The organism is Streptomyces sp. WMMB 714 (genome assembly GCF_900090125.1).
Lineage (GTDB): Bacteria > Actinomycetota > Actinomycetes > Streptomycetales > Streptomycetaceae > Streptomyces > Streptomyces daqingensis.
Window position 1 is genome coordinate 80,335 of the sequence record NZ_FMHJ01000003.1, and the last position, 25,146, is coordinate 105,480.

15 protein-coding genes are annotated in these 25,146 nt (G+C 72.8%); 4 read left to right on the forward strand and 11 right to left on the reverse strand.

Annotated elements, in window-relative coordinates:
- Positions 1 to 93: 93 nt before the first annotated feature.
- The 3 genes from H181DRAFT_RS05800 to H181DRAFT_RS05810 all read right to left on the reverse strand — a co-directional run bounded on the left by H181DRAFT_RS05800 (position 94) and on the right by H181DRAFT_RS05810 (position 3,270).
- Complete coding sequence (locus H181DRAFT_RS05800; RefSeq protein ID WP_045863169.1) at positions 94 to 927, reverse strand: PIG-L family deacetylase; 834 nt, start codon at positions 925 to 927, stop codon at positions 94 to 96.
- A 199-nt stretch (positions 928 to 1,126) separates the two neighbouring features.
- Entirely contained in the window at positions 1,127 to 1,954 is an 828-nt protein-coding gene (locus tag H181DRAFT_RS05805) for a phosphoenolpyruvate hydrolase family protein (RefSeq protein ID WP_045863170.1), read from the reverse strand.
- Between the two features lie 77 nt (positions 1,955 to 2,031).
- Complete coding sequence (locus H181DRAFT_RS05810; protein ID WP_045863171.1) at positions 2,032 to 3,270, reverse strand: Tm-1-like ATP-binding domain-containing protein; 1,239 nt, start codon at positions 3,268 to 3,270, stop codon at positions 2,032 to 2,034.
- A gap of 334 nt (positions 3,271 to 3,604) precedes the next feature.
- On the opposite strand from H181DRAFT_RS05810, the gene H181DRAFT_RS05815 reads away from it, so the two are divergent.
- Together H181DRAFT_RS05815 and H181DRAFT_RS05820 are read left to right on the forward strand one after the other, a co-directional pair.
- Positions 3,605 to 5,938, forward strand: a complete 2,334-nt coding sequence (locus H181DRAFT_RS05815) for a molybdopterin oxidoreductase family protein (protein WP_045863172.1) — start codon at positions 3,605 to 3,607, stop codon at positions 5,936 to 5,938.
- A gap of 209 nt (positions 5,939 to 6,147) precedes the next feature.
- Positions 6,148 to 6,336, forward strand: coding sequence for a hypothetical protein (locus H181DRAFT_RS05820; protein ID WP_045863173.1), 189 nt, complete (start codon positions 6,148 to 6,150; stop codon positions 6,334 to 6,336).
- Positions 6,337 to 6,530: 194 nt separating this feature from the next.
- Here H181DRAFT_RS05820 and H181DRAFT_RS29315 read toward each other — a convergent pair whose 3' ends face one another.
- From H181DRAFT_RS29315 to H181DRAFT_RS05855, 7 genes are all read right to left on the reverse strand, one after another.
- On the reverse strand, positions 6,531 to 7,133 hold the full coding sequence (locus tag H181DRAFT_RS29315) for a hypothetical protein (protein ID WP_045863174.1): 603 nt from the start codon (positions 7,131 to 7,133) through the stop codon (positions 6,531 to 6,533).
- Between the two features lie 20 nt (positions 7,134 to 7,153).
- The gene (locus tag H181DRAFT_RS05830) at positions 7,154 to 9,691 is read right to left on the reverse strand and encodes a type 1 periplasmic-binding domain-containing protein (RefSeq protein ID WP_045863175.1); all 2,538 of its coding nucleotides are present in this window, start codon (positions 9,689 to 9,691) and stop codon (positions 7,154 to 7,156) included.
- A gap of 207 nt (positions 9,692 to 9,898) precedes the next feature.
- Entirely contained in the window at positions 9,899 to 11,638 is a 1,740-nt protein-coding gene (locus tag H181DRAFT_RS05835; RefSeq protein ID WP_052708466.1) for an ATP-binding protein, read from the reverse strand.
- Positions 11,639 to 11,943: 305 nt separating this feature from the next.
- The gene (locus H181DRAFT_RS05840) at positions 11,944 to 12,327 is read right to left on the reverse strand and encodes a hypothetical protein (protein WP_045863176.1); all 384 of its coding nucleotides are present in this window, start codon (positions 12,325 to 12,327) and stop codon (positions 11,944 to 11,946) included.
- 453 nt (positions 12,328 to 12,780) lie between these two features.
- Positions 12,781 to 13,479 (reverse strand): zinc metalloprotease, encoded by a 699-nt coding sequence (locus tag H181DRAFT_RS05845; RefSeq protein WP_052708467.1) that lies wholly within the window; start codon positions 13,477 to 13,479, stop codon positions 12,781 to 12,783.
- Between the two features lie 185 nt (positions 13,480 to 13,664).
- The gene (locus H181DRAFT_RS05850; protein WP_045863177.1) at positions 13,665 to 13,928 is read right to left on the reverse strand and encodes a hypothetical protein; all 264 of its coding nucleotides are present in this window, start codon (positions 13,926 to 13,928) and stop codon (positions 13,665 to 13,667) included.
- A complete protein-coding gene (locus H181DRAFT_RS05855; protein ID WP_045863178.1) occupies positions 13,918 to 14,151 on the reverse strand; it encodes a hypothetical protein in 234 nt (77 codons plus the stop codon). The genes H181DRAFT_RS05850 and H181DRAFT_RS05855 overlap by 11 nt, the downstream gene beginning before the upstream one ends.
- 115 nt (positions 14,152 to 14,266) lie before the next feature.
- On the opposite strand from H181DRAFT_RS05855, the gene H181DRAFT_RS05860 reads away from it, so the two are divergent.
- A complete protein-coding gene (locus H181DRAFT_RS05860) occupies positions 14,267 to 15,121 on the forward strand; it encodes a helix-turn-helix domain-containing protein (protein ID WP_045863179.1) in 855 nt (284 codons plus the stop codon).
- The gene (locus tag H181DRAFT_RS05865) at positions 15,097 to 15,330 is read left to right on the forward strand and encodes a DUF397 domain-containing protein (RefSeq protein WP_045863180.1); all 234 of its coding nucleotides are present in this window, start codon (positions 15,097 to 15,099) and stop codon (positions 15,328 to 15,330) included. The genes H181DRAFT_RS05860 and H181DRAFT_RS05865 overlap by 25 nt, the downstream gene beginning before the upstream one ends.
- On the opposite strand, the gene H181DRAFT_RS05870 is transcribed toward H181DRAFT_RS05865, so the two are convergent.
- On the reverse strand, positions 15,321 to 25,082 hold the full coding sequence (locus H181DRAFT_RS05870; RefSeq protein WP_052708468.1) for a non-ribosomal peptide synthetase: 9,762 nt from the start codon (positions 25,080 to 25,082) through the stop codon (positions 15,321 to 15,323). The genes H181DRAFT_RS05865 and H181DRAFT_RS05870 overlap by 10 nt on opposite strands.
- Positions 25,083 to 25,146: the final 64 nt, after the last annotated feature.

Here is a 25,146-nt window from a genome sequence, read left to right on the forward strand (position 1 = left end):
GCTCGGCACTGACGTCTGCCCGTGAGTTTCCACAACTGGATCTACGAGCTGGATCCGGAACCGGATCCGGAACCGGATTCAGGGGCGGGCGCCTCAGCGGAGTCCGGCGAAGAGATCGTTCTCGGGCACGGCCGCGCCGGTGGCGTCCTTGACGCGTACGAAGGTCTCCATGCCCATCAGCTCGCCGAACGTCTCCTTGCCCATCCTGAGGAAGAAGATGTTCTCGCCCTGGCTGGCGTGCGCGGCCAGCGCGTCGAACTTCTGGCCGCTGAACGCGGTGGTGTCCACCCACGTGGTGATCTCGTCGTCGGGGAGGCCGATCTCGGCCATCGCGGCGGCCTCGGCGGGGTCCGGCTCCGGCACGTCCCCGCCGGAGTCGCGCATGACCTCCCCGAACCGCCGCATCATCGAGTGGGGCATCGTCGTCCAGTACGTCTTCGGTGTCAGCGAGGTCGTCTCCAGCGCCGCCATCGTGATGCGGTGGGCCTGGATGTGGTCGGGGTGGCCGTAGAAGCCGTTCTCGTCGTAGGTGACGACCACGTCGGGACGGTAGTGCTCCATGAGTTCCGCCAGCCGTGCGGCGCCCTCCTCGACGGGGGTCTTCCAGAAGGACCCGGGGGCGTCGTTGCTCGGCCACCCCGCCATCCCCGAGTCGGCGTAGTCCAGCGTCTCCAGGTCGCTGATCTTCAGGACCTCGCAGCTCGCCTCGAGTTCCTGACGCCGCATCAAGGCCACGGCCGCCGGATCGTGCTGGGGATCGCCCGGCTTGGCTCCTCCCGGTCCGTCACCGCAACCGCCGTCGGTGCACGTCACGAGGACCGTGCGGATGCCCTCCGCCGCGTACCGCGCGAGGACGCCCCCGGTTCCGGTGGCCTCGTCGTCGGGGTGGGCGTGCACTGCCATGAGCGTCAAGGGCCGGTCAGCCATGTCACAGTCCTCCTGCCGAATTCGTCCCTGCCCGAGTGGGCAGGGACGTACCGCGATCCTGGGGCCCGGGTCCCGGCGGGCGGACGACCGTGTGGCATCCGTCTGTCCCTGCCGAGCGGCGCGGCCCCTCGTCGATGCAACCGTGCCGACCCGACCTGCTGTTCCCGGCGCGGCGGCTTCCGCGGGCGGGCGCGCGCGCTCAGCGCCGGTACGTCATCGACTTGAAGGACTCGGTCTGCCGGCGGATGCCTTCCTCGGTGGGCAGTCGCTCGATCGAGCTGGCCCCGAAGAAGCCCACGACCCCCGTGGTGCGTGAGAGGACGTACTGCGCGTCCTCCGGCTCCGCGAGGGGGCCGCCGTGGCAGAGGACCAGGATGTCGGGGTCGACGGCGATCGCGGCGTCCCGCATCGCCTGGATCCGCCCGACGCATTCGTCGAGCGTGAGCGCGGTGCTCGCGCCGACGGTGCCCTTCGTCGTCAGGCCCATGTGGGGGACCAGGACGTCGGCACCGGCACGCGCCATGGCGGTCGCCTCCGCCTCGTCGAAGACGTACGGGGCGGTCAGGAGCCCGCGTTCGTGAGCGGCGGCGATCATGTCGACCTCCATGCCGAAACTCATCCCGGTCTCTTCGAGGTTCTGCCGGAAGACGCCGTCGATCAGTCCCACCGTGGGGAAGTTCTGCACCCCGGCGAAGCCCGCCGCCTTGATCTGGTCGAGGTAGCGGCCCATCACGCGGAACGGGTCGGTCCCGTTGACGCCGGCGAGGACGGGAGTGTCCTTGACCACCGGGAGCACTTCGTCCGCCATCTCCATGACGATGGCGTTCGCGTCGCCGTACGCGAGCAGGCCCGCGAGCGAGCCGCGTCCGGCCATGCGGTAGCGCCCGGAGTTGTAGATGATGAGCAGGTCGATCCCGCCTGCCTCCGCCGACTTGGCGGACAGGCCCGTGCCGGCGCCGGCGCCGATGATCGGGCGCCCTTCCGCCACGGTCGCCTTCAGCCGCCGCAGTGCCGTCTCGCGGTCCAACGTCGCTCTCCCCTCTTGCAGCCGGTTCCATGCGGTCCGCGTGTTCCGCATCCTCGTACACGTGTGGAGCTTTCCCCTCACACGGCTCCGGTGATCAGTCCGTCGAGGCGCCGGGCGGCGTCGCGCCCGAATCCCGGCGAGTTGATGTGCGCGTCCACTTCGACGACCTCGGCCCTCGACCCCGCGAGTGCCGCACGCAGCGCGGAGAAGAGAGCCTCGTCGGCGACGGCGTCCCGGAACGGACCACCGTCCTCGTCGATGCCGCTCAGCCCGCGCAGCGGCAGGAGGACGGAGACCGGACCGTGCGCGCCGGCGAGCTTCGCGCCGATGCGCCGGCCCAGTTCGGCGCTCTCCTCCGGCGTGGTCCGCATCAGGGTCACCGTCGGGTTGTGGACCAGGAACCTGCGGTCCCCGAACTCGGCGGGCACCGTCTCGCGCGGACCGAAGTTGACCATGTCGAGCGCGCCGAGCGAGACGACCTGCGGGACGCCCGTCTCCGCCGCCGCCTCCAGCCTGCGGGGGCCCGCGCTCAGCACGCCGCCGACCAGGTCGTCGGCGAGTTCCGTCGTCGTCAGGTCGAGCACCCCGGCGAGCCGCCCGTCGCGCACGAGCTTCTCCATCGCGCGCCCGCCGGCGCCGGTGGCGTGGAAGACCAGCGGCTCGTAGCCGAGGCGCACCAGCTCCTCCCGCGCCTCGTCGACAGCGGGCGTGGTCAGGCCGAACATCGACAGGCCGACGGCCGGCCGCCGCTCGCCCTCGCTCCTCGGTGTGGAGCCGCGGGCCTCGTGCTCCGCGGCCATGGCGGAGATCGCCGCGGCGGCGTTGCCGAAGATCTGCCCGGAGACCGAGTTGACTCCGGCCACGTCGACGACCGCGTGCATCATCGTCACGTCCACCTCGCCGACGTACGGGGAGACGTCGCCCGAGGCCATCGTCGAGACCAGGAGCTTCGGGACGCCGACCGGGAGTGCCCGCATGGCGCGGGAGACCACCGACGAGCCGCCGGAGCCGCCGAGGCCGAGCACCCCGTCCAGGCGGCCCTCCGCGTACAGCCTCAGGACGACCGCGGCCGCCCCGGAGGCCATCACCTCCATGGCCGCGCCGCGGTCACCGGCTTCGCGCAGAGCCGCGAGGTCGCCGCCCCCGGCACGCGCCACCTCGTCCGCTTCCACGTCCACTCCGGACGCGGGCACTTCCGAGAACGAGCCGACGTCGACGGTCACCGTGTCCGCGCCGTGCCCGCGCACGCGGTCGGAGACCCATGCGTACTCCTCACCCTTGGTGTCCATCGTGCCGATGAGAACGACCGTGGCCATCCGGCCCTCCTGTTCCTGTCTCCCACTCTCGGTCTGCCGCCCCGGAACGCCCCGGAACCTGACGCCGCGAGACCCCTGGGGGGCAGGCCCTGTCCGCGGACTGCCCGGTCGACCGAAACTACCGGCGGGGGCCCCGCTCGCCCAGGTGCACTTCTGCGCCACCCCTCGGAACCCCTCCTCGGACGGCGTGCCCTCCGGGCCGGTCGCCGGCGGCCCGGCGCCTCACCTCCCGGCCGCTCTCCCCGCCGGTTTGCCCTCGCCGCCGCGGGGGGACCGGCACAAGTCCGTGCCGCTCTGCGGGCCGGCGCCACGTCGATGGACGCGAGGGAGACCGATGACGGACCGGACATGTGAAGTGTGGGGCGAGGCGCTGCCGTTCGCGCCGGGCGAGCGCTGGCCGGCGCGTGCCGACAGTCACCTGACTGTGGACGAGGAACTCGTCGACCGGTGGGTGCGCTCAGCCTGCGTGCTGTGCTCGAACGGCTACGGAATGGACATCGCCGTGCACGACGGGCGCATGGTCGGCGTCCGCGGGCGGACGTCCGACAGGGTCAACCGCGGACGTCTCGGTCCGAAGGGCCTGTACGGCTGGCAGGCCAACAACTCCCCCGACCGGCTGACCCGGCCCATGATCCGCGATGCCGGAGGGGAGTTGAGGCCCTGCGACTGGGACACCGCCATGAGCGCGGTGGCCGGCCGGTCGAGGAAGGTCATGGCGGAACAGGGGCCGTCGGCGATGGCCTTCTACACCAGTGGCCAGCTCTTCGCCGAGGAGTACTACGCGCAGGCCGTCATCGCCAGAGGGGGCATCGGTACCAGCCACCTCGACGGCAACACCCGCCTGTGCACCGCCACTGCGGAATGGGCCCTCATCGAGAGTTTCGGAAGCGACGGCAACCCGGGCTCGTACACGGACATCGACCTGTGCGACAGCCTCTTCCTCGTGGGGCACAACGTGGCCGAGACGCAGACGGTGCTGTGGACCCGGATGCGCGACCGGCTCCGCGGCCCGGACAGGCCCCGTCTCGTCGTGGCCGATCCCAGGTCGACGGCGCCCGCTCTCGAAGCGGACGTCCACCTGCCGGTCCGCCCCGGCACGAACGTGGCCCTCCTCAACGCCCTGCTCCACGAGATCGTCGTGCACGGCTGGATCGACAGGCGCTGGATCGACACCCATACCGTCGGCTACGAGGAGCTGGCGGCGCTCGTCCCGGAGTACACGCCCGAACGCGCGGCCCGGATCTGCGGCGTGCCGGCGTCGGACATCCGCGAGGCCGCCCGCATCCTGGGGACGGCCGAACGCCTGGTCTCCACAGTGCTTCAGGGTGTCTACCAGTCCCACCAGGCGACAGCCGCCGCCGTCCAGGTCAACAACCTCCATCTCCTGCGCGGCATGATCGGAAGGCCCGGCTGCTCGGTCTTCCAGATGAACGGCCAGCCCACAGCGCAGAACACGCGTGAGACGGGCGCCGACGGCACCCTGCCCGCCTTCCGCAACTGGCAGAACGAGACGCACGTCGCCCAGCTCGCCGAGGCGTGGAACGTCGACGTGGAGCGGATCCCGCACGAGGGGCCCCCGACCCACGTCATGGAGATCCTGCGCCTCTGCGCGGAAGGCAGCGTCAAATTCCTCTGGGTGACCGGCACCAACCCGGCCGTGTCCCTGCCGGAACTGCACCGTGTGCGCTCCGTGCTGGGCCGGGACGACCTGTTCCTCGTCGTGTCCGACGCCTTTCCCACAGAGACCACGGCGCTCGCCGACGTCGTACTCCCCGCGGCGCTGTGGGGCGAGAAGACAGGCTGCTACACCAACGCCGACCGCACTCTCCACCTCTCCGAGAAGGCCGTGGAACCGCCCGGCGAGGCGCGTTCCGACTTCGAGATCCTGCTGGACTACGCGACCCGCATGGAGCTGAAGAACAACAGCGGCGCTCCCCTGCTGAGCTGGAGCCGTCCGCAGGACGCCTGGGATTCGTTCCGCGAACTGACCCGCGGCACTCTGTGCGACCAGAGCGCCGCGACGTACGGCAGGCTGCGCTCCTCCGACGGCATCCAGTGGCCCTGCACCGAGAGCGCTCCGGACGGCACCGAACGTCTCTACACGGACCATCGTTTCGCCACGGCGGCCCACGAATGCGAGGACTTCGGGCACGACGTGGTGACCGGTGCGCAGAACCAGCCCGGGGAGTACCGCGATCACGATCCGGACGGGCGCGCCGTGATCAAGCCCGCTCCCTACCTGGAGCCGCGGGAGCAGACCTCCGCCGGATATCCGCTGCGCCTCGCCACCGGGAGAAGGGTCCACCACTGGCATACGCGCACCAAGACGGCCAGAGTCCCGGAGCTGAACGCGGCCGCACCCGGCCCGTACGTGCAGATGTCGGTGGAGGACGCCGGACAGCTGGGCGTCCGTGACGGCGACATGGTCCGCGTACGCTCCCCGCACGGAAGCGTCGAGGCCGTCGCGGCGGTCGGCGGGGCCCGCCCCGGCACGGTTTTCGTTCCGTTCCACTACGGCGATTTCGACCAGCCGGAAGGGGACACCCGGATGCGGGCGGCCAACGCTCTCACCCACACCGAGTGGGACCCCGTGTCGAAGCAGCCGCTCTACAAGGTGACCCCCGTCCGCGTCGAGAGGATCCCGCCGTCCGCGGACAGCGGTTCGTGACCGCGAGCCGGTCCACGAACGGCAGCCGGGCGGGCCGACCGTGCGGGGGAAACGCCGGGGCTCCCCGGCGGTGAGCTGCTTGATCAGTACGGGCCGCCGCGTGGTGTGCGTGAGCCGCAGCAGGGGACTCGTCCCGTACGGAACAGCAGGCGGAGCATTCGAGCGGCGTCGAATGCGGAGCGTGAACCTTCTCAGGAGAGGTCTTGGACATGGGCAAGTCGAAGAAGAACGCGCCCTCGGCCGGAGAGGAACTCGAGCAGCAGGTCGAGGAAGCCGAAACCGACGTCACTGAGGAGAGGGCCCGACGGCGGGACAGCGAGGCGGGAGACAGCCTCACCCCGAGCCGCGAGGCCCAGCGCCAGGCACAGGAACCCGGCCCTTCGGCAGACTCGGGCTGAAGGCCCTCACTCCGCTCCCGGCACGGCGCTGATCTCGGCCGGTGCCGGTCGCGGGCCCGGCGTGGATGAAGCCGGCCCCGCCCTGGGGGCGGGGCCGTCCACGTCGCCTCAGCAGCCAGCATGGGTTGATGTGGACGGCTCCGACTCTGCCACCCGCCACTGACAACGGGCCCCAGCGTTCGCAGCAGCCGGCGCTACGAGCGGGACTCGGTGTCGCTTTCCGGCCGGTCGCCCGCCCGGCCCGGGCGCGTACTCGTCGAGATGGTGAAGTAGCGGGCCCAGGGCGGAGTCGGACGTCCCTGGCGTGCACGTCTCGCCACGTCCTTGGAGAGGTTCACGACGCGGTCGGCGGCGTAGGAGAACCACTCGGTGAGGCTCCCGCACGACTTCTGCACGTTCCCGGTGCCGTCCAGGATCCACACCGGCGGGTCCGCCATGGAGAGGTCGCAGCCGTCCACGACCTCGTACCGCGTGCCGTCGTGGCAGGTCAGCACCAGCATCCCGGCGGTGTCGTGGAGCTGCGCGCCGGTCTCCTGCGTGCCGCAGCCGAGCGCCGCCTCCTTGAGTCCGCCGGGGTCGGCGTCGGCGAGTACGAGGCGTTCGCCGAGGAACCAGGGGCCCTTCGCTCCGCCGACGAGCCGCAGCACCGAATCGGCCGCCGCGGGCAGGGAGTCGAGTCGCTGGCCGCCGACGAGCCGTTCCAACTCCGCGTCCCCGGCGCCGCGGACGGCCTCCCGGTCGAGGAACGCGGTACGCGCGGCCCGGGTGTAGATGTCGCGCACGTGCTCATGAACCATGTGTTCTTCCATCAGAGAGGTCAGTCTTCGGGGCAGGTGTAGGTCTCTTCGCCCTGCTTCCACTCCTTGCCCGCGTCGATGTTGTTCCCGGTCTTCCCGCACACGAGGGCCGCTCCGGAGCGGCCCTTCTTGTGGTGGAGGAGGACCAGCATCTTGTTGAGCGGCCGCAGGGCGCCGTTGGCGAACCGGATGTGTCCGCTGGCGCCCTCCATGCTGAAGCTGCCGTTGATGATGTACTGGTGCACGTTGCTGATGTCCAGACTCAGGTCCACCTCGAGTGCCTTCTCGGCGGCCTGGGCGAAGACCTTGACCGCGTCGTTGGCGAGTGACGCGTGCCCGTCGTTCGCCCAGAGGTCCTCCCGTCCGAACTGGTCGGTGTAGGCGCGGTTGAAGGCCCTGGCCCTGGCGCTGCGCTTGCTGTGGCCGACGGGCAGGGTGTGCGCCGTGTGGTAGAGCCGCAGCCATGACTCGTCCGCGTAGCCGCCGCTCAGAGCGGCGTTGGTGAGTTCGTTCCCGCCGACGATGGTCAGTTCCTCGTTGGCGCAGGCGGTGTTCTGGTAGTCCTCCAGGAACGCCTCGAACTCCCGCACCCTGGACGTCCAGTAGACGAGTGTCCTGGGTTCCTTCTCGACCCGCGTGCACACCGCGGCGGCCACGTCGCCCATGCTGTACTTCATCTCGAGGTCGGTCTGGCCGGAGGCGCCGTGGGCGCTGGAGTCTCCCGGGGTGTAGCCGATGCGGGCTCCGGTGGGTGGAGCCTCCGGGTGCTGGGCGAACTTCAGGCCGAGTTCGTTGCTGTAGACGTCCGCGGGGTCGGTGACGACGGCGACGTGCTGGGGCTGTTCGCACGAATCGGCGCCGGTGCGCACGGTGTTGGCCCGCTTCAGGAACGAGGCCACCACGTTCGCCTCACGCACGTTGTTGGGTGCGACGCCGTGGTAGTACCGCCCGACCTCCATGCGCTTGGCGGTGGCGGTCGAGCTGACGACGGGGATCCGCGCGTCGTTGAGGAGTTCGAGGGCGGCGAGGGTCCTCTTGCGGCTCTCCGTGAAGCCGGTGACGCCCAGGAACCTGGAGTCCTTCCCGGCATCGGCGATGATCTCCTTCGCCTTCTGCTCCGCCTTCTCGTACTGCACTCCGGCGTTGTAGCGCCTGACCTTCACCCAGACCCTGTCGTCGCCCTTCGGCGCGGACTCGTTGAGCGAACGCATGGCCATGGCGACGCCGCGGAGTTCGGGGATGGCCCCGCCGGAGCGGAGTTCGTTCATGTTCTCCGCCACCGTCGAGTGGATGAGCGCGAGGGTGACGGTCCGGTCGGGGTCGCCCTCCTTCTCGGCCTGCTTGCTCAACTCGTCGATCTCGTCGATGGCTTGCTGGTAGCCGGCCTTGGGAGAGTCGTGGCCGCGGCGGCCCTGGTCGACGTACGTGGACGCCTCCAGGCACTCGGTGTTCTCCTCCAGGAAGGGACCTTCGTACCCGAGGAACGCGAACATGCCGGCCAGCCAGGCCGCCACGGCGAGGGCCACGGCCTCCGTCAGGAGTTCCTTGCCGGGACGGACGCGCAGCCACGCCTTCCACACCGGCGGCACCGCCTCGCTGACCCCGGCCGGCTCCGGCAGGGCGACGTGGAGGGACGGCCGGGCTTCCCTCCGGGTGTCCGCGAGCCGCCTGGCGGCGTCGGCGAGACCCGCCCGCCCGGATTCGCCGGCCGCCTCCGGCGGCAGGGCGGCTACGACGACCATCGCCGGGTTGGGGCTCACCCGGAGCCTCTCGTCGTACAGCGAGACGAAGCCGCTGACGGTCTCCGCGCCCGCCCCGCTGCCGTTCAGCAGCAGGGTTACGCGTGCGCGGCGGCGCCGCCGCCCCGGCTGCAGCAGCAGGCCCTGCCGGGCCTGCCCGTACAGGTCGGTCATCAGGGCCGTGAGCAGCAGCTCGTCCCAGGCGTCCGTGCCTTCGCGGCGCACCTCGTCGAAGCGCTTGAGCGCCGCGTCGAGGGTGCGCGGTCCCCGGTAGCCGTCCGGCCAGAGGGCTCCGTAGCGGCGGCCGAAGGCGAACCGGAGCTGCCAGCGCTTCGACCACAGCCGCTTGCGGGTCGATTCCAGGGCCTCGCGCACAGCGGGCCAGGGGATGCTCAGGGTGAACGGTCCGAGGCCGACGGTCCCGGAGGCGGGGGCCGGGTGGGCCGAGACCGGATCGGGGCGGGGCTCCTCAGTGATGCTGTGCACCATGTCGTAGGTGGGGAACCGCCACTTGCCCGTCTCCGGCGGGCTGTCCCGGCGCAGCGTCCCGACGATCTGCTCGATCAGCTCCGTCCTGGTACGGCCCTCCCCGTCGAGGCGGACGTACGGGACGCACGGCACGAGCCGCCCCAGCGTCGAGGAGCGCTGCAGGCCCTCCTCCAGCGCCGACAGCGCCTGCTCGGACAGCTCGGGCCCCGTCCGCAGCACGACGGGCGGGAGCTTCGGCACCCGCTTCCTCAGCCGATGGCGCGTGCGTACAGCGGCCCGGAAGGCCGCCACGAACTCCTTGCGGCCGTCCCAGCCTGGAAACTCCGGCACTCTCCCCGCCTCCCCCGTGATCCTGTGCGCATGACCGGCGACGGGCTCCCCGGCCGGTCGCCCGTCCCGCCGCAGCGAACACTGACTGCGCGTCAATTCGCGTACGTGACAGGTGAGTTGTACATCACCCCGACCCAACCATGCACTCCGTCACCGTGAGGAGCCAGCGTGTGACCGGCCCGGCCCTGGGACGTCCGCCTGCGGCCGCTACCCCGCGCCCGTGCCCGCGCGGCCAGGACCGGTACCCGTGCCGGTGCCGGACCGGGTGAGGGCCCTGTACTCGTCGTACTCGTCGTACTCGTCGCTGAGTTCGGACGCCGTGGTCAGGGCGGTGAGGATGCGGGCCAGCGCGACGGCGTCGTCCTCGGTGGCGCTGAGACGGCGGCCCCACGCGGCGACGCCCTCGTCCCCCGTGTCGTGCCCGGCCTGGGCGATGGTCCTGGCGCACCGGTGCAGTACGACGCTGCCGGCGGTGCCCGCCTCGATGGCGGCCTCCAGCGCGTACGGAAGCGCCCCCGACGGGTCGGCGCACAGCCCGTGGTAGATCTCCTCCAGGCGTGCCTGGCGCCAGGCGGGGTCCTTCCACAGCCCCGCGGCCTCCAGCGCCGGTTCCAGCGCCTGCCGCTTCTCGCGGTGCGCCCGCGCGAGAAGGGTGTGCTGCGCCTCCCAGCGCATGGGGGACTGGGCCCGCTGAAGACGGAGCATCGCGGTACGCACCACGTCGTGGTACCGGCAGTGGCCGTTGTCGCCGCTGACGAACGTCAGACCGCGCATCCAGGCGTACTCCCCCGCCAGGGACTCCGGGGCGAGGAGCCGGTACAGGTCCTCGTTGAGCTGGCGGGGCAGCGCGCAGGCCAGCGCGGTCCGGCGGCGGCCGGGATCCGTCTCCCACTTGAGGAAGCGCTCGACTGCGCTGTCGGCCGGGTCGCCCACCGCGCCGGGGCCCTGCGGCCGCGCCTGCCCCAGGGCCGCCACCCAGGCGGGCAGCCGTCCCGACAGGTCGAGGATGACGTCGACGACCTGCTCGTCGGTGACGTCGTGGGCGGCGAGGAGCCGGCGGGCCTCGTCCTCGGTGAAGACCTCCAGCGGCACCTGCTGGACGAGGTCCAGGACTTCGCCCCAGCATTCCCGGTCCAGCCGCCCCTGACCGCACAGCACCGTCTGCACGTTGACGGGGAGCGTGCCGTGGCGGGAGTCCAGGGTGATGTCGCGCAGCCACCTCTCCAGCAGGGGTCCGGTGCGCTCGAAGGTGTCGAAGAACAGCACGACTCGGCTGCTGCGCTGGGCCGCCTCGCTCAACTCGGCGAGGAAGACGGGCGTGAGCACGTCCACCGGTGTGAGGACGAGACGCAGGTCCTCGTGGCTGCGGAACCGTCCGGCGAGCGCCGAGCGGAGCTTCTCCGTCCCGAGAGCGGCCTGGTGCGGGTCGAGCGCGCCGGCGACGCCGCCCACTCCGGGGATGAGGCCGAGCCCCGCGAGCCCGATCTGGGTCACGACCGCGCTGGAGAGGGAGGCTGCCGGCGGGCCGCCGGGGTCGCCGCCTTCCCGCTGCCCGGGCGGGGAGGGGAACCCGTCCTGCGAGGTCTCCAGTTCGTGGCGCCGCCTCCGGTAGGCCCCGGCCTGCTTCGTGAACTTCTTCAGCGGGCGGCCCTGCTTCTCCAGCTGCCCGGCGATCGCCTCCATCGCCTCGACGGCGCTGTGCACCTCGTCGCCCACCCGCGCGGTCACCGCCCCGCTCTCGCGGGCCAGATGCTCCCAGTGCCGCAGCAGCGTCGTCTTGCCCACCCCGCCGAGGCCGTGCACGTGGAAGAGGAACTGGAAGTCCGGGTCCTCCGGGTCGCGGGCCAGGTTGTCGCGGAAGACGGCGACTTCACCGGCGCGGCCGACGAATCCGTCACGAAGACGCTGCTGGACCAGGTCCTGACGTGAACGCCTGTGCTGCGCCACTCGCCCACCACCCTTACAGCCGCGGCCCGGTGACGCCCCGTCACCCCGGGCCCGAACAGGGAGACGAGTTCATTGTGGACTCGCGTCACACCGCGGACCGGGCGCGCCTCGCCGTGACGGAGCCCTCGGAGAACCCCCACGGAGCAGCCCGCGGGCCCTCGGGGATCCGAGGAACGGGCCTGGGGCGTGTCCCCAAAGTCAGGTGGTGAGCCGGAGTTCGAGGCAGGCGAGGGTGGCCATGGGCCTGGTGCTGGCGGGCGGGTTCGCCGTAGCGGGTGGCGAGGGCGTTGTGTCGCTCGAGGCGATCACCGATCCCGGTACGGGCCCTCCCTGTACGGGCTGTCCTGGTGCGGGTCGTGGACGGGGATCGCCCAGTTGCGGGTGGGGTCCAGCCGCTCGTCGCCAAGTCGAAGCAGCGCCCTCTGGGCCAGTCCGGACTTGAAGTAGTGGTTCTTGAACGCGAACAGCCAGTGGCCGCCCAGCCAGACCGCCATCCCGAAGAGGAACCCGACCGCCCAGACGAACACGCCGAACACGCCGAACCCCGCCCCGTAGCCGAGGGCTCCGGCTATGCCGAGCACGCTGGACGCCATCATCAACCAGCCGCCGATCCGGAGCGCGGCGGATCCGACCATCCACGTGAGGCCGGCCAGGAGGACGAGCGCGACGAACAGCATTCCGATCGACATGAGATTTTGAATTCCCCACCCGTATACGCCAGTTGACGCCCGCGATCCTTTCAGTTCGCGACGACGGCGCGCACCGGCATCCCGTGATCCGAGCAATCCGGCCGTCGTCTCCACCGCCCGTACAGCGGCGCAGCCGCGCGAAGAGCCTTCCGCGATCAGCATCCGCTGCGCGGGCGTATGCGTAGCTCGGTCATCAGCACGGCGGCGAACCACCCGCACCGCATCCCCGACCTCACAGGGCGATACTCCTAGGGCGTGTCTCAAAGTAGCGTCGTCCGGCCGTAGGCCGGGGGACGCGGTGTCTGGTGCGTGCGATCGCAAGGCGGAGGGTGGGGGCACCTCCCAGGCCGCGAGGCCGAGGGGGAGAGAGCGCAGCGGGCTGCGCCGACGACCGACAACGCAGCCAGCGTGCGTGCCAGACACCGCGGCCCAGACGGGACTTTGAGACACGCCCTAGCGGACGCCCAGCGCCCGCCCGTTGGCGAGCAGCGCCTCGACACCGTCGAGGTCGTAAGCGGTGAGGGTCCCCGCCTCCGACGCCCTGCGGCCGCCGTTGGGGGAGCACATCACCGGCTTGACACCGGAGGGCGTGGCGACGCACTCGTACGTCTCGACGACGCCGTTGCGGTTCAGGTCGAGATTGGGATGGTCGAGGCCGAGTACGTGCAGCATCTCGTGCACGAACGTGTTGCGCAGCTTGTAGGGCGAGATGTACCAGCTGCCGTCGAAGTACTCGCTGTCCATCGACACGACTCCACCCGCCGCGACGCCGTCCGCGGGGTGGGGGCACGGGGCTCCGCGGCTGTAGCCGCCCCGCCCCATGGGGCGGTGCTCCTCCGTGTAGTGGACGTGCCCCCTGGGCGGGCAGGCGGAACCGGCGGCGTCCTCGACGCCGCCGACGGCCATGTTCAGCCCCGCTGCCCTCAGTTGGGCGACGGCCTTCGTCAGATGAGGGGTGTAGCGCTTCTTCAGGTCGGCGGAGGCGAAGGTGACGGTGTACGGACGGTCCGGGCTGAGCGCGGACACCCCGAACTGCGTGGTGAGTTTGAATCCGCGGCCTTGCGTGACGAGCGTGTCGGCGCGTACTGGCGTGACGGCGAGTGCGCAGGTCACTGCCATCGCCGTGCCGAAGATGAGGCTGCTCCTCAGCATTTGGGGCTCCTATGAAGTTGTGTGGGGGGAGACGCCACCGTGACGCCCGGGGCCTCGACGGCGGCGTGAAGCCCGTACGGACAAGACGCACGAACAGGCAGTCCGGTTACCCGGCAATATCCGATTTCTTCACAACCGGCCCCTCCCGCAAACCAGGAGCGGACCGAGGACGGTCACGCCGCAGGTCACCGGGGCCACTTGAGGCTCTGCGCGTTCGCCTCCCGCACCTTCGCCAGGAGCGCTCTGCGACGCGCTTCCTCCTCGCACTCCCCAGGCCCGTCCCGTCCCGGGCCTGTCCGCTCCGGGGCCGGGCCCGGGCCGGCCCCCTCCCCGGTTCGCGCCGGACCGGCGGCGACGGCCCCGGGCCGGTCGGACTCGTCCTCCTCCCCGGTCTCCTCCTCGCCGGTCCCCTCTTCGCCGCCGAACGGGCCCCCTCGCTCATCTCCCACGACCGGCACCCCGCAACGCCGCGGCGAGCTCGCGGGCGACCCGCGGGCTGCAGCGGCCGAGATCGACGAGCGGTGGCAGATAGTCACAGCCGAACGTCACCGGATCGAGCCCCAGTGAGGGCAGCAGGATGCCCGCTTCGGAGAGTGCGGCGTGCAGTTCGTCGCGCGCCGCCTCCGCCTCTTCGACCACGTCAGAGGCGGTGCCGTGTCCGGGTGGTTCCATGTGCTCACGCTCCCCTTGCTGAATCCTTCTTCCCGGGCAACGAGCATGGACGCGTGACGCTACGATCACCAGGGGTAACGGTTTACGCAGCACCGGAACGAAAACGGGGGTCCCCGTGCCCGCACCCAAGGAACTCGACCCTTCGGCATCCCTTGCCGCGCTGTACGGGGCGAAGCTCCGGAAGCTGCGCACCCGCGCGGGATGGACGCAGCGGGAGCTGGGCGACAGGGTCCCCGTCGCCCACAGCCGCATCGCCCAGTTCGAGCTGGGCAACGAGACACCGCCCGAGGACGTGGCGGGAAAGCTGGACGAACTGCTCGGCGCGGACGGGGACTTGACCGACCTGTGGAAGCACGTCAGGCGGACGCCCATCCCCGACTGGGCGCGCAAGTTCGTCGCGTACGAGGCCAGGGCCACGGCCATGCACAAGTACATGGCCCACAGCCTTCCGGGCCTGTTGCAGACGGAGTCGTACGCTCGCGCCGTTCTCAGCGCGGGCCAGGTCTACGGAAACGGCTCGGCACGCGAACTGGAGGAGCGACTGGCCGCCCGCATGGCACGCCGGTCCGTCCTGGCCAAGGCGAATCCCCCATGGCTGTGGGTCGTCCTTGATGAGGCCGTACTTCACCGCGTCGTGGGCGGGGCGCGGGTGATGAGAGAGCAACTGATCGATCTGCTCGACGTGGCTGCGCTGCCGCGACTGACACTTCAGGTGCTCCCGTACGACTGCGGAGCGCACCCCGGGATGGGCGGATCGGTGACGCTGCTCACCCTCCGCGGGAGCGGCCAGGTGGTCTACTTGGAGGGAATCAACTCCGGGACCCTGGTGGAGGAACCGGGCGAGGTCCAGCAGTACGCCATCGCCTACGACCTTCTGCAGGCGAACGCCCTCCCCCCGGACGAGTCAGCGCAATTCATCCGCGAAGTGCTGGAGGACCGCTATCCATGTCCGCCGGGACCCCCGACCTGACCGATGCCGTCTGGCGTAAAGGCAGCCGCAGCAACCCTTCGGGCGGTGACTGCGTCGAACTGGCCCTGAACGTAGGGGGCTTCGTGCCCGTACGGGACAGCAAGGACCCCGGCGGCCCCCTGCTCGTCTTCCCGTCCTCCTCCTGGGCGGCGTTCGTCGAGGGTGTGAAGCGGGACGGGCAGGGGGCGGGCGGGGCCGCTCAGGCCTGACCGGCCGTGCCGACGGCTTCCGCGGTGCCGCCTCCCCCGTCTTCCGCGGCGGATTCCGCGTCCATGCGCAGAACGTCCGCCACCCGCGCGTCCGGTGAGCCCGTCAGCTCCCCCAGGATCTGCTGAAGGTCCGAGGCGATGCGCTCCGCGCTGCGGCGGTCGAGCACGTCGGGGCGGTAGTCGAAGCGCAGCGCGACGCCCGCCTCTCCCGCGAACGCCACGAGCGTCAGGGGGTAGTGGGCGGCGTCGCGGCCTTCGATGCCCTCGATGCGCAGGCCGGGCACGGGCTGTTCGAGCCCCGCCCGGTCCAGCGGGTAGTTCTCGAAGACGACGTGGGTGTCGAACAACTCCCGCCGTCCCGCGACGCGTTGGATCTCGCCCAGGCCGACGTGGTGGTGGGGGAGCATGCGGGCCTGCTCCTCCTGGAAGCGTGCCAGCATCTCCCGGACGGTCTCGGAGCCGTCGATCGCCACGCGTACGGGAACGGTGTTGATGAACAGCCCGATCATCGTCTCCATGCCCGGGACTTCGGGCCTGCGGCCGGAGACGGTCGTGCCGAAGACGACGTCGTCCGTTCCGCAGGAGCGCGCCAGGAGCAGCGACCAGGCCGCCAGCAGCACGTTGTTGAGCGTCAGCCCGTCACGGGACGCCGTGCGACGCAGACCGTCGGCCAGCTCGCCGGGGAGGACGATCTGCATCGGCTGCGGCTGCACCGCGCCGACGCTGATCTCGCCGTCCGTCAGCCTCGTCGGTCCGCTGATGCCGCCGAGGGTCTCCCGCCATGCCGTGCGGGAGGTTTCGGCGTCCAACTCCGCGAGCGCGGCGAGGTGTTCGCGGTACGGCGTGACGGCGGGCAGCTTCGCCGTGTCGCCCCGCGCGTCGTACAGGGCGAAGAACTCCCGCACCAGCAGGGGCATGGACCAGCCGTCGAGCAGCAGGTGGTGGTTGGTGAGGACGAGCCTGTGGTCGCCGGGGCCGCAGTCGAACAGGCTGTAGCGCAGCAGGGGCGGCCGGTCGAGCGTGAAACGGCCCCGCAGGTCGGCGTGGAGGAGGCGGCGGAAGACCCGCTCGCGGCGTTCGGCGGCGACGCCCGTGAGGTCGATCCGCCGCCAGGGCGGTTCGACCGCTCCGGGCAGGACCTGTACGGGGCGTTCCAGGTCCTCGTGCTCGAACGCGGCGGCGAGGTTCGGGTGGCGCTCCAGCAGGGCCCGCGCGGCTGCCCGCAGCGCGCCGGTGTCCGGCTTCTCCCCCAGGCGCATGACGACCTGCGCCTGGTACACGTCCGGGCTGTCCGGTGCGAACAGCGAGTGGAAGAGCAGGCCCTCCTGGAGGGACGTGAGGGGCAGTACGTCGGTCAGGCCCGGGTGCTTCTCCTCCAGGCGTTCGACGTCCTCCTGGCGGAGTCCGGCCAGCGGCAGGTCCGACGGGCTGCGGCCGCCGGCACCGGAGGACGAGGCGTGCGCCACCAGCGCGTAGAGCGCGCTGAACCACAGGTCGGCCAGTTCACGCACCTCGGAGGGGCGGAACAGGCCCGCCGCCCAGGACCATTCGGCGTTCAGCTCGGGACCGTGGGGGCCGTCCACGGTGAGCGAGTTGACGTCGATCAGGTGGCCGCCGGGGAGGGCGGCCTCCGCGTCTTCGTCGCCCGCGAGGGCGGCGGTGTCCGCGGTGACACCCCAGTCGGCTTCCTCGGCGGCGTTCATCCGGCCGAGGTAGTTGAAACCCATCCGGGGGGTGCCCGCGCTGGAGAGTTCGGGGCCCGTACGGGGGTCCAGGTAGCGCAGGACGCCGTATCCGACGCCTCGGTCGGGGACCGCGCGCAGGCGCTCCTTCACGCGTTTGAGCGCCCGGCCGAGGGCGGGTGCCGCCGTCCACACGTCGTTCCACTCGCAGCCGGTCGGTTCGAGGCGTACGGGGTAGACGCTGGTCAACCAGCCGACAGTGCGGGTGAGTTCGACCTCCGGCCGGTCGGGGAGGTCGGGGCGGCCGTGGGATTCGAGGTCCAGGAGTACGTCGCCCGGGGCCAGTCCGCGGCGGCGGCGCCACTCCTCCACGGCGAGGGTGAGTCCGGTGAGCAGGACCGGTTCGACCCCGCAGTGGAAGGCGGCTCCCACCTCCGTCAGCAGTTCGCGGGTGCGCTCCGGCGGCATGGCCGTGCGCAGATGCCCGATGCCCGGGGGCACTTCGGCCCGATCGCCGCCGCCGGTCCTCTCCGGGGCGACGAGTGCGGGGTCCGGGCCGGAGAGCGTCCCGGCCCACAGGGCGCTCTCGTCCTTCCGGGTCCCCTCCCTGCCCTGTTCCGCCAGAAGCCGAGCCCACTGGGGGAACGACGTCCGGACGGGCGGCAGTTGGGGCCGCTCCCCCGCCGCGACGGCTCCGTAGGCGGCCGCGAGGTCGGGCAGCAGGATGCGCCAGGACACCCCGTCCACCGCGAAGTGATGGACGACGAGCACCACGCGGCCGTGGTGGTCCGGGCCGCGGTCGACGAGTACGGCCTGCAGCATGCGGCCGGCGCGCGGATCGAGCCTGCGGCGGGCCTCCCGCATCGCTTCGCCCAGCGCCTCGGGGAGCACGTCGGGCCGCCCGCCGGTCCCGGAGCCGGTCCCGCCGTCCGGGGCGGGCACGCGGTGCAGGCGGACGCAGTCCTCCGCGCGCACCGCGCCGGGGGCGAGCGTCTCCAGCGTCCACTCCTCCGGGCCGTTCCCGGGCTCCGCCGCACCGGATCCGGTCGGCGGGGCGGCGGATCCGGGCGGCGGGGCGGCGGTCCCGAAGCGCATGCGCAGGGCCGGGTGGTGGTCGAGCAGCGTCTGCACGGCCTCGGTCAGCCGCTCCCTGGTCGCTCCGAGCGGGGCGCGCAGCGTCATGGACTGGCTGAACGCCGCGGTCTCGCCGCCGTGTTCGCGCCACCAGTGCATGACGGGGGTCAGCGGCAGCGGGCCGGTCTCCTCGTCCGCGTCCGGCTTCCCGGCCGTGTCGCCGTCCTTCTCCGCCGACCGCTTCGTCACGGTGGCGAGTTCGGCCACGGTGGGGTGGCGGAAGACGTCCCGCACGTTGAGGTGGTACCCGGCCGCACGGGCGCGGCTGACGAGCTGGATGGCCGTGATGCTGTCGCCGCCGAGGTCGAAGAAGGCGTCGGTGACTCCGGCGGCGGGCAGGCGCAGAAGGTCGGCGACGATGCCGCAGAGCACCTTCTCGCACTCCGTCTGCGGCTCCGCGGCCGCGGTGGCGGGCTCGGCCCGTACCGGCGCCGGCAGCGCCGCACGGTCGAGCTTGCCGTTGCGGGTCAACGGCAGCCGCTCCAGGACGACATGGGCCGTGGGCACCATGTAGTCGGGCAGCACGGCGGCGGCGTGCCCGCGGGCGGCCTCCCAGTCCACGCTCCCTTCCGGTTCTGCGGGCACCAGGTAGGCGACGAGGCGCCGTTCGCCCGGCTGGTCCTCCCGGGCGACGACGGCCACCTGGCCGGCACCGCCCCTGCCCGCGAGGGCGGCGGCGACCTCCCCGGTCTCGATGCGGAAGCCGCGGAGCTTGACCTGGCCGTCGGCGCGGCCAACGAACCCCAGCACCCCGGCGGGAAGCCAGCGGACGAGGTCGCCGGTGCGGTACATGCGCGCACCGGCCGGGCCGAACGGGTCGGCCACGAAGCGCTCGGCGGTGAGGGCGGGACGGTGGAGGTAGCCGCGTGCCACGCCCGGCCCGGCGACGTACAACTCGCCTGTCACGCCTGCCGGTACGGGCTGGAGCGCGTCATCGAGCACGTAGGCGCGCATGCCGTCCAGGGGACGCCCGATAGGCACGCCGCCGCCCTCCCCTGCCTGGCCGCCGCTCTCCCGCACGTCGCCGTCCGTGACGGCGTGCCTGGTGGCGAACGTCGTCGTCTCGGTGGGCCCGTAGCCGTTGACGACGCGGGTGCCCGGACAGTGCCGGTGCACTGCGCGGACGGCGCGGGGCGAGACGACGTCGCCGCCCGTCCAGACCTCTTCGAGAGGGCGCAGCGCGGCGGGCCTCTCCTCGGCGACGAGCTGGAAGAGGCCCGCCGTCAGCCAGAGGCTGGTGACGTCCTCTTCCGCGACGAGCTGCTCCAGCGTCTCCACGTCCAGCTCGCCCGGCGGTGCGACGACCACTTCGCCGCCGGTCAGCAGCGGGCCCCAGATCTCGAACGTGGAGGCGTCGAAGGAGTGCGGGGAGTGCAGCAGGGTCCGCCGCGGTGCCCGCCGGCGTCCGGCGCCGTCGAGGGCGAGGGCGACGATGTCGGCGTGGGTGACGGCGACTCCCTTGGGGACGCCCGTCGACCCGGAGGTGTACATGACGTAGGCGAGCGCGGCCGGATCCGCCGGACCTGCGGGAGCCTCCCGCGGAGCGGCGTCCGCGCCGTCCGTCGGGTGCTTCCCGGCGTCCGCGCCGTCCGTCGGGCGCCGGACGCCGACGACGCGGGGCGAACCCGGCCAGCCGCTCCCGTCCTCGCCGCCGCTACCGGTGACGATCACCGGGGCGCGCGACTCGGCGACGACCTGTTCCTGCCGCGCGCGCGGGGCCCTCGGGTCGAGCGGTACGTAGGCGCCGCCCGCCCTGAGGACCGCCAGCAGCGTCACCACGAGATCGGCCGACCGCTCCAGCAGCACGGCGACGGGCGTCTCCGCGGCCACGCCGCAGCCGGCGAGCCGTCCGGCCAGCTCCGCAGAACGGGCGTCCAACTCGGCGTAGCTGAGGGCGAGTCCGGGCGCGCGGAGGGCGACGGCGGCGGGCGTAGCGCGTACCTGTTCGGCGAAGCGCCGCGGAACGGTGCGGGCGGCGGACGGCGGGAGCGCGGCCCCGGTGCCCCAGCCGGCGAGCAGGCGGCGCCGTTCCGGCCGTCCGAGGATGTCCAGCGCGTGCAGAGGCTCGTCCGGGTGGGCCGAGGCGGCTGCCAGCAGCCGTTCGAAGCGTTCGCCGAAAGCCTCGGCCGTCGCGCGTTCGAAGAGGGCGCTGCGGTATTCGAGCCGGCCGTCCAGGCCGAGGCAGCCGCCGTCCGGCCCGCGGTGCTCGTAGACGCTCAGGCACAGGTCGAACTTGGCGGCGCTGGTGTGCACGGCGCTGACCGTCGTCGACAGTCCGGGCAGGTCCAGCTGCCGGGGCGGCGCCTGCGTGAGGGTCAGCATCACCTGGAACAGCGGCTGGCCCGGGGCGCTCCGGTCGGGGTTGAGGGCTTCGACGACGAGGTCGAACGGCACGTCCTGGTGCTCGAAGGCCGCCAGGTCCGCCTCCCGCACCCTCCCCAGCAGTTCGCGGTACGTGGGCGATCCCGAGGTGTCCGTGCGCAGCACCACGGTGTTCACGAAGAACCCCACGAGGCCGTCGAGGCGTTCGTCCGCCCGGCCTTCGACGGCGCTTCCCACGGGCACGTCCGTGCCCGCTCCCAGACGCGTCAGCAGCGCTGCCAGCGCGGCGTGCACCGCCATGAACGGGCTCGCCTGCTCGGAGGCCGCCAACTCGGCCAGGCGGGCGTGGACTTGGGCGGGCACTCGGAATCCGACGCTGTCTCCGGCGCTGCTCGACTCCTCCGGGTCCTCCTGGCTCGGCGCCCGGTCGGCGGGGAGCGGGATGCGCCGCGGGAGGTCTTCGAGGGCGCGGGTCCAGTGGCGGAGGCCCTCGCTCGTCCCGGGTGCCTGCCCGTCCGCTCCGTCCAGCAGTCCGCGCTGCCAGAGGGCGTAGTCGGCGTACTGGACGGGCAGCGGCTCCCAGTCCGGCCCGGCGCCCCGGCAGCGCGCGGTGTACGCGGCGGCCAGGTCGTGCAGCAGCGGGCCGAGGGAAGCGGCGTCGCAGGCGATGTGGTGCAGCAGGAGCAGCAGGGCGTGTTCGCGTGGCCCGCAGGTGAACAGCTGGGCGCGCAGGGGCGGTTCGGTCTCCAGCCGGAAGGCGTGGCGGGCAGCCGCGGCGAGGGCGTCCTCCAGCCCGTCCGGGCCCGTCCGCACGTCGGGGAGCCACGGGTCCACCGCCTCCGGGGTGAGCACCGACTGCTCGGCGTGGCCGCCGCGTTCGGCCACGACCGTACGCAGCGGCTCGTGCCGTGCGGTGACGTCGCCGAGGGCGGCGCGCAGCGCCTCGCGGTCGAGGTCGCCGGTCATCCGCAGCACGAGCGGCACGTTGTACGTGGCGTCGGGGCCGGTGAGCGACTGCTGGAACCACAGTCGGCGCTGGGCGTGGGAGAGCGGGACGCTCTCCGGCCTCACCGCCGGCGGCGTGAGCGCGGGGACGGGACGGCGGGCAGGGGTGCCGCCGGAGTCACGGAGGGCGCGGACGCGTGCCGCGAGCCCCTGGACGGTCGGGTACTCGAAGACGTCCCGCACGTCGACGGGGGCGTGCAGCTCGCCCCGCACGCGGCTGACCAGCCTGGCCGCACGCAGGCTGTCGCCGCCGAGGGCGAAGAAGCCGCCGCCGCCCGCACGCGGCACGCCGAGCAACTCCCGGTAGAGGGCGGCCAGTCGCCGCTCCTCGGGGGCGTGGAAGAGCTGGTCGTCGTCCGCGCCGGCGGTGCTCCGTGACGCCTCGCGGGCTGCGGACGCGGGGGACGGCAGGGCCCGGCGGTCCAGCTTCCCGTTCGCGGTCAGCGGCAGCCGCTCCAGGGGCACGAAGACCGAGGGCACCAGGTGCTCGGGCAGCTTCGCGAGCAGGTGCTCGCGCAACTCCGCCCCGGACGGGGCGACTTCGCCCTGCGGGGCGTCCGCGTCCGTCCCGGCGTCTTCCCTGAGCCCGTTCGGGGAGGCTTTCCGCGGGCCGTCCGGGACCACGTACGCCACCAGCCGGGCGTCGTCCGCACCTTCGCCGCACTCGCCGCCGTCGCCCGTGCCTTCGCCGCCCTCGCCGCCGTGGCCCGGGCCGCCGCCGTCCGCGACGGCGGTCACCACGGCCTGCGCGATCCCCGGGACCTGCGCCAGGACGGCCTCGATCTCGCCGGGTTCGATACGGAAACCGCGGACCTTGAGCTGGTCGTCGGCCCTGCCCGCGTACTCCAGTCCCCCGTCCGCGCGCAGCCTGGCCAGATCCCCCGAGCGGTAGAGGCGTGAGCCCGGCGGGCCGAACGGGTTCGCCACGAAGCGGGACGCGGTCAGGGCCGCGCGGCCGAGATAGCCCCGCGCGACGCCCGGGCCGGCGACGTACAACTCCCCTGTCGTGCCCGGCGGTACGGGACGCAGCCGGCTGTCGAGCACGTAGAACCGGCTGCCCGGTATCGCCTGGCCGATGGGGCTGCCGTGCTCGGCGAGATGGTTCCCGGCCAGGTCGACCCGGCTCGCGTGCACCGTAGTCTCGGTGATGCCGTACATGTTGACCAGCACCGGGGAGTCCGGGCCGTGCCGGTCCCGCCACGCCCGCAACCGGTGCGGGCGCAGCGCCTCCCCGCCGAAGACGACGTAGCGCAGGGCGGTCCGGCGCTCCCGGCCGGCGCCGCTGCCGTCCCCGTGGGACGCGGGGCCGGCCTCCGTTCCGGTCTCGGCCCGGGCCTCGGCGTCGGCCGCGTCCAGGGCGCGGAAAGCGGACGGCGTCTGGTTCAGCACGGTCACGCCCTCGCGGCGCAGCAGGGCGAGGAACTCCCTCGGTGAGCGGCTCACTTCGTGGCCGACGACCACGAGCCGTCCGCCGTGCGCGAGTGCGCCCCACATCTCCCACACGGAGAAGTCGAAGGCGCAGGAGTGGAACATCGTCCACACGTCGTCCGGGCCGAACCCGAAGGGCGCGGCGGCCTCCGTCAGCAGCGCCACGATGCTGCTGTGCTGCACCACCACGCCCTTGGGGCGGCCGGTGGAGCCGGAGGTGTAGATGGTGTAGGCGGCGTGCTCCGGCCGCAGCGGCGCGAGACGGTCGGAGTCCGTGACGGCGGAGGACGACGACTGCGCCGCCTCGTCCTGAAGTGCGCGCAGCACGCCGGGTGTCACCGTGAGCAGCGGGCTCGCGTCGTCCTGGATCATGGCGATGCGCTCGGCCGGCCAGCGCGGGTCCAGCGGCAGGTAGGCCGCCCCGGTCTTGCTCACGGCGAGGATCGCGGTGACCAGGTCCGCATCGCGCGGCAGCAGCAGCGCCACGGTGCGCTCAGGACCGGCGCCGCGCCCCACCAGCGCCCTGGCGAGCCGGTTGGCGCGGGCGTCGAGTTCGCCGTACGTGAGGCTTCCGTGCTCCTGCTCGCCGTCTGTTCCCGAAGTGACGGCTGTGGCACCGGGGTTGCGACGCGCCCAGCGCTCGGCCAGTTCGGGGAGGGTCTTCGCGGGTGCGGGTGCGGGAGCAGGGGCGGAGGCCGGGGCGGGCGCTGGTGACGCGGAAGGCGCGGGTGCCGGGGCGGCGCCCGGCCGGTGGGGTCCTGAGCCGGGCAGCAGCAGCCTGCGCTCGCCTGCCGTGAGCGTGTCCAGCTCCCCGGCCGGGCGGTCCGGCTCCGCCGCGAGCCGGCGCAGCAGCACCGCGAACCGGCGCGCCTCCGCGGCTGCCTGCCATCCCGCGAACTTCGCGGGGTCGGCGTCCACGTCGACGCGCAGCCCGCCGCGCTCCGCGTCCTGGTAGACGGTCAGGGAGAGGTCCTCGACAGGCCCGATCGCGACGTTGCGCATCACGGCCGGCCGCCCCGCGAAGAGCTGCCCGTAGTCGAAGGGGAGCACGTTCACCGCGAGGCCGTACAGCCGGTCCGCACCGCCCGTGAGACCGAGATCGCGGCGCAGGTCCTCGTACCGGTAGCGCTGGTGGCCGAGTACGGCGCCCAACTCGGCGCCGACGGCGCGCACCAGCTCCGACGCGGGCCGCTCCAGCGCGACGGGCACCCTCAGCGGCACGACGTTGGAGGCCATGCCCGGTACGGAACGCAGCGCCGGGCCCACGCGGGCCGTGACGGGCAGGCCCAGCATCACCTCACCGGACGCGTCGGGGCCCGAGCGGGCGTGCGCGTGCAGCGCGGCGGCCGTCAGGACCAGCGCGGGCCAGCGCACCTCGAGGCGGGCGGCCTCCTGCCGCACGGCCCGGCGCACCCCTGCGGGGAGCACCGCGCTGCGGCGCACCGCCATGCCGGGGGCCCCGGCGCCGCCGGCCGTCGCGGGCACGTCGGCCGTCCCACCGCCCCAGGAAAGGTCCGGGGCCCCGGGCCGGTCGGCGGTCCTGCGCAGCCAGAAGTCGCGGTCGGCGGCGAACCGCGGTGAGGCGCGGTAGGCGTCCTCGTCGTCGAGCAGCGCCCGCAGCGGCCCGAACTGCCCCTCGGGCGGGGGCTCTTCCGCTTCGAGGGCGGCGTACACCTCTCCCAGCCGCCGGGCGAACAGCGAGGAGCTGTACCCGTCCAGGACGAGGTGGTGCGCCCCCAGGTACCAGCATGTACGCCCCTCGCCCAGCCGGAGCAGGCCGCCGCGCAGCAGGGGGCCGTGCGCGAGGTCGAAGGGACGCGCCAGATCCGCGCGCGTCCAGGCCGTCGCCGCCCGCTGCGGATGCCGCTCACGGGTGAGGTCGACGAAGCGGACGTCCGGCGCGCCGCCGGGAAGCGGGCGGACGTGCTGGCGGGGTTCGCCGTCGCCGCCGACGGTGAACTCCGCACGCAGCGCCTCCGCTTCGGCGGCGACCTGCCGGAACGCGGCCCGGAAGGTCTCCGGGTCGAGCCGTCCCGACACCTCGACGCTGATGCCCACGTGGTAACGGGACGAACGCGGCGCGAGTGCCTGGCCCAGCCACATGCCGGACTGGGCCGTGGACAGGGCGAACGGCCCGTCCCGCCCCTCAGCCGCGCCGCCCGCCCGGGAGGGCTCCCTCATGCTCGCTCCGTTCCGTTCCACATCTCCGCCCGCCCGTACGGGAGTTGCCGCCCTCTGCGCATCC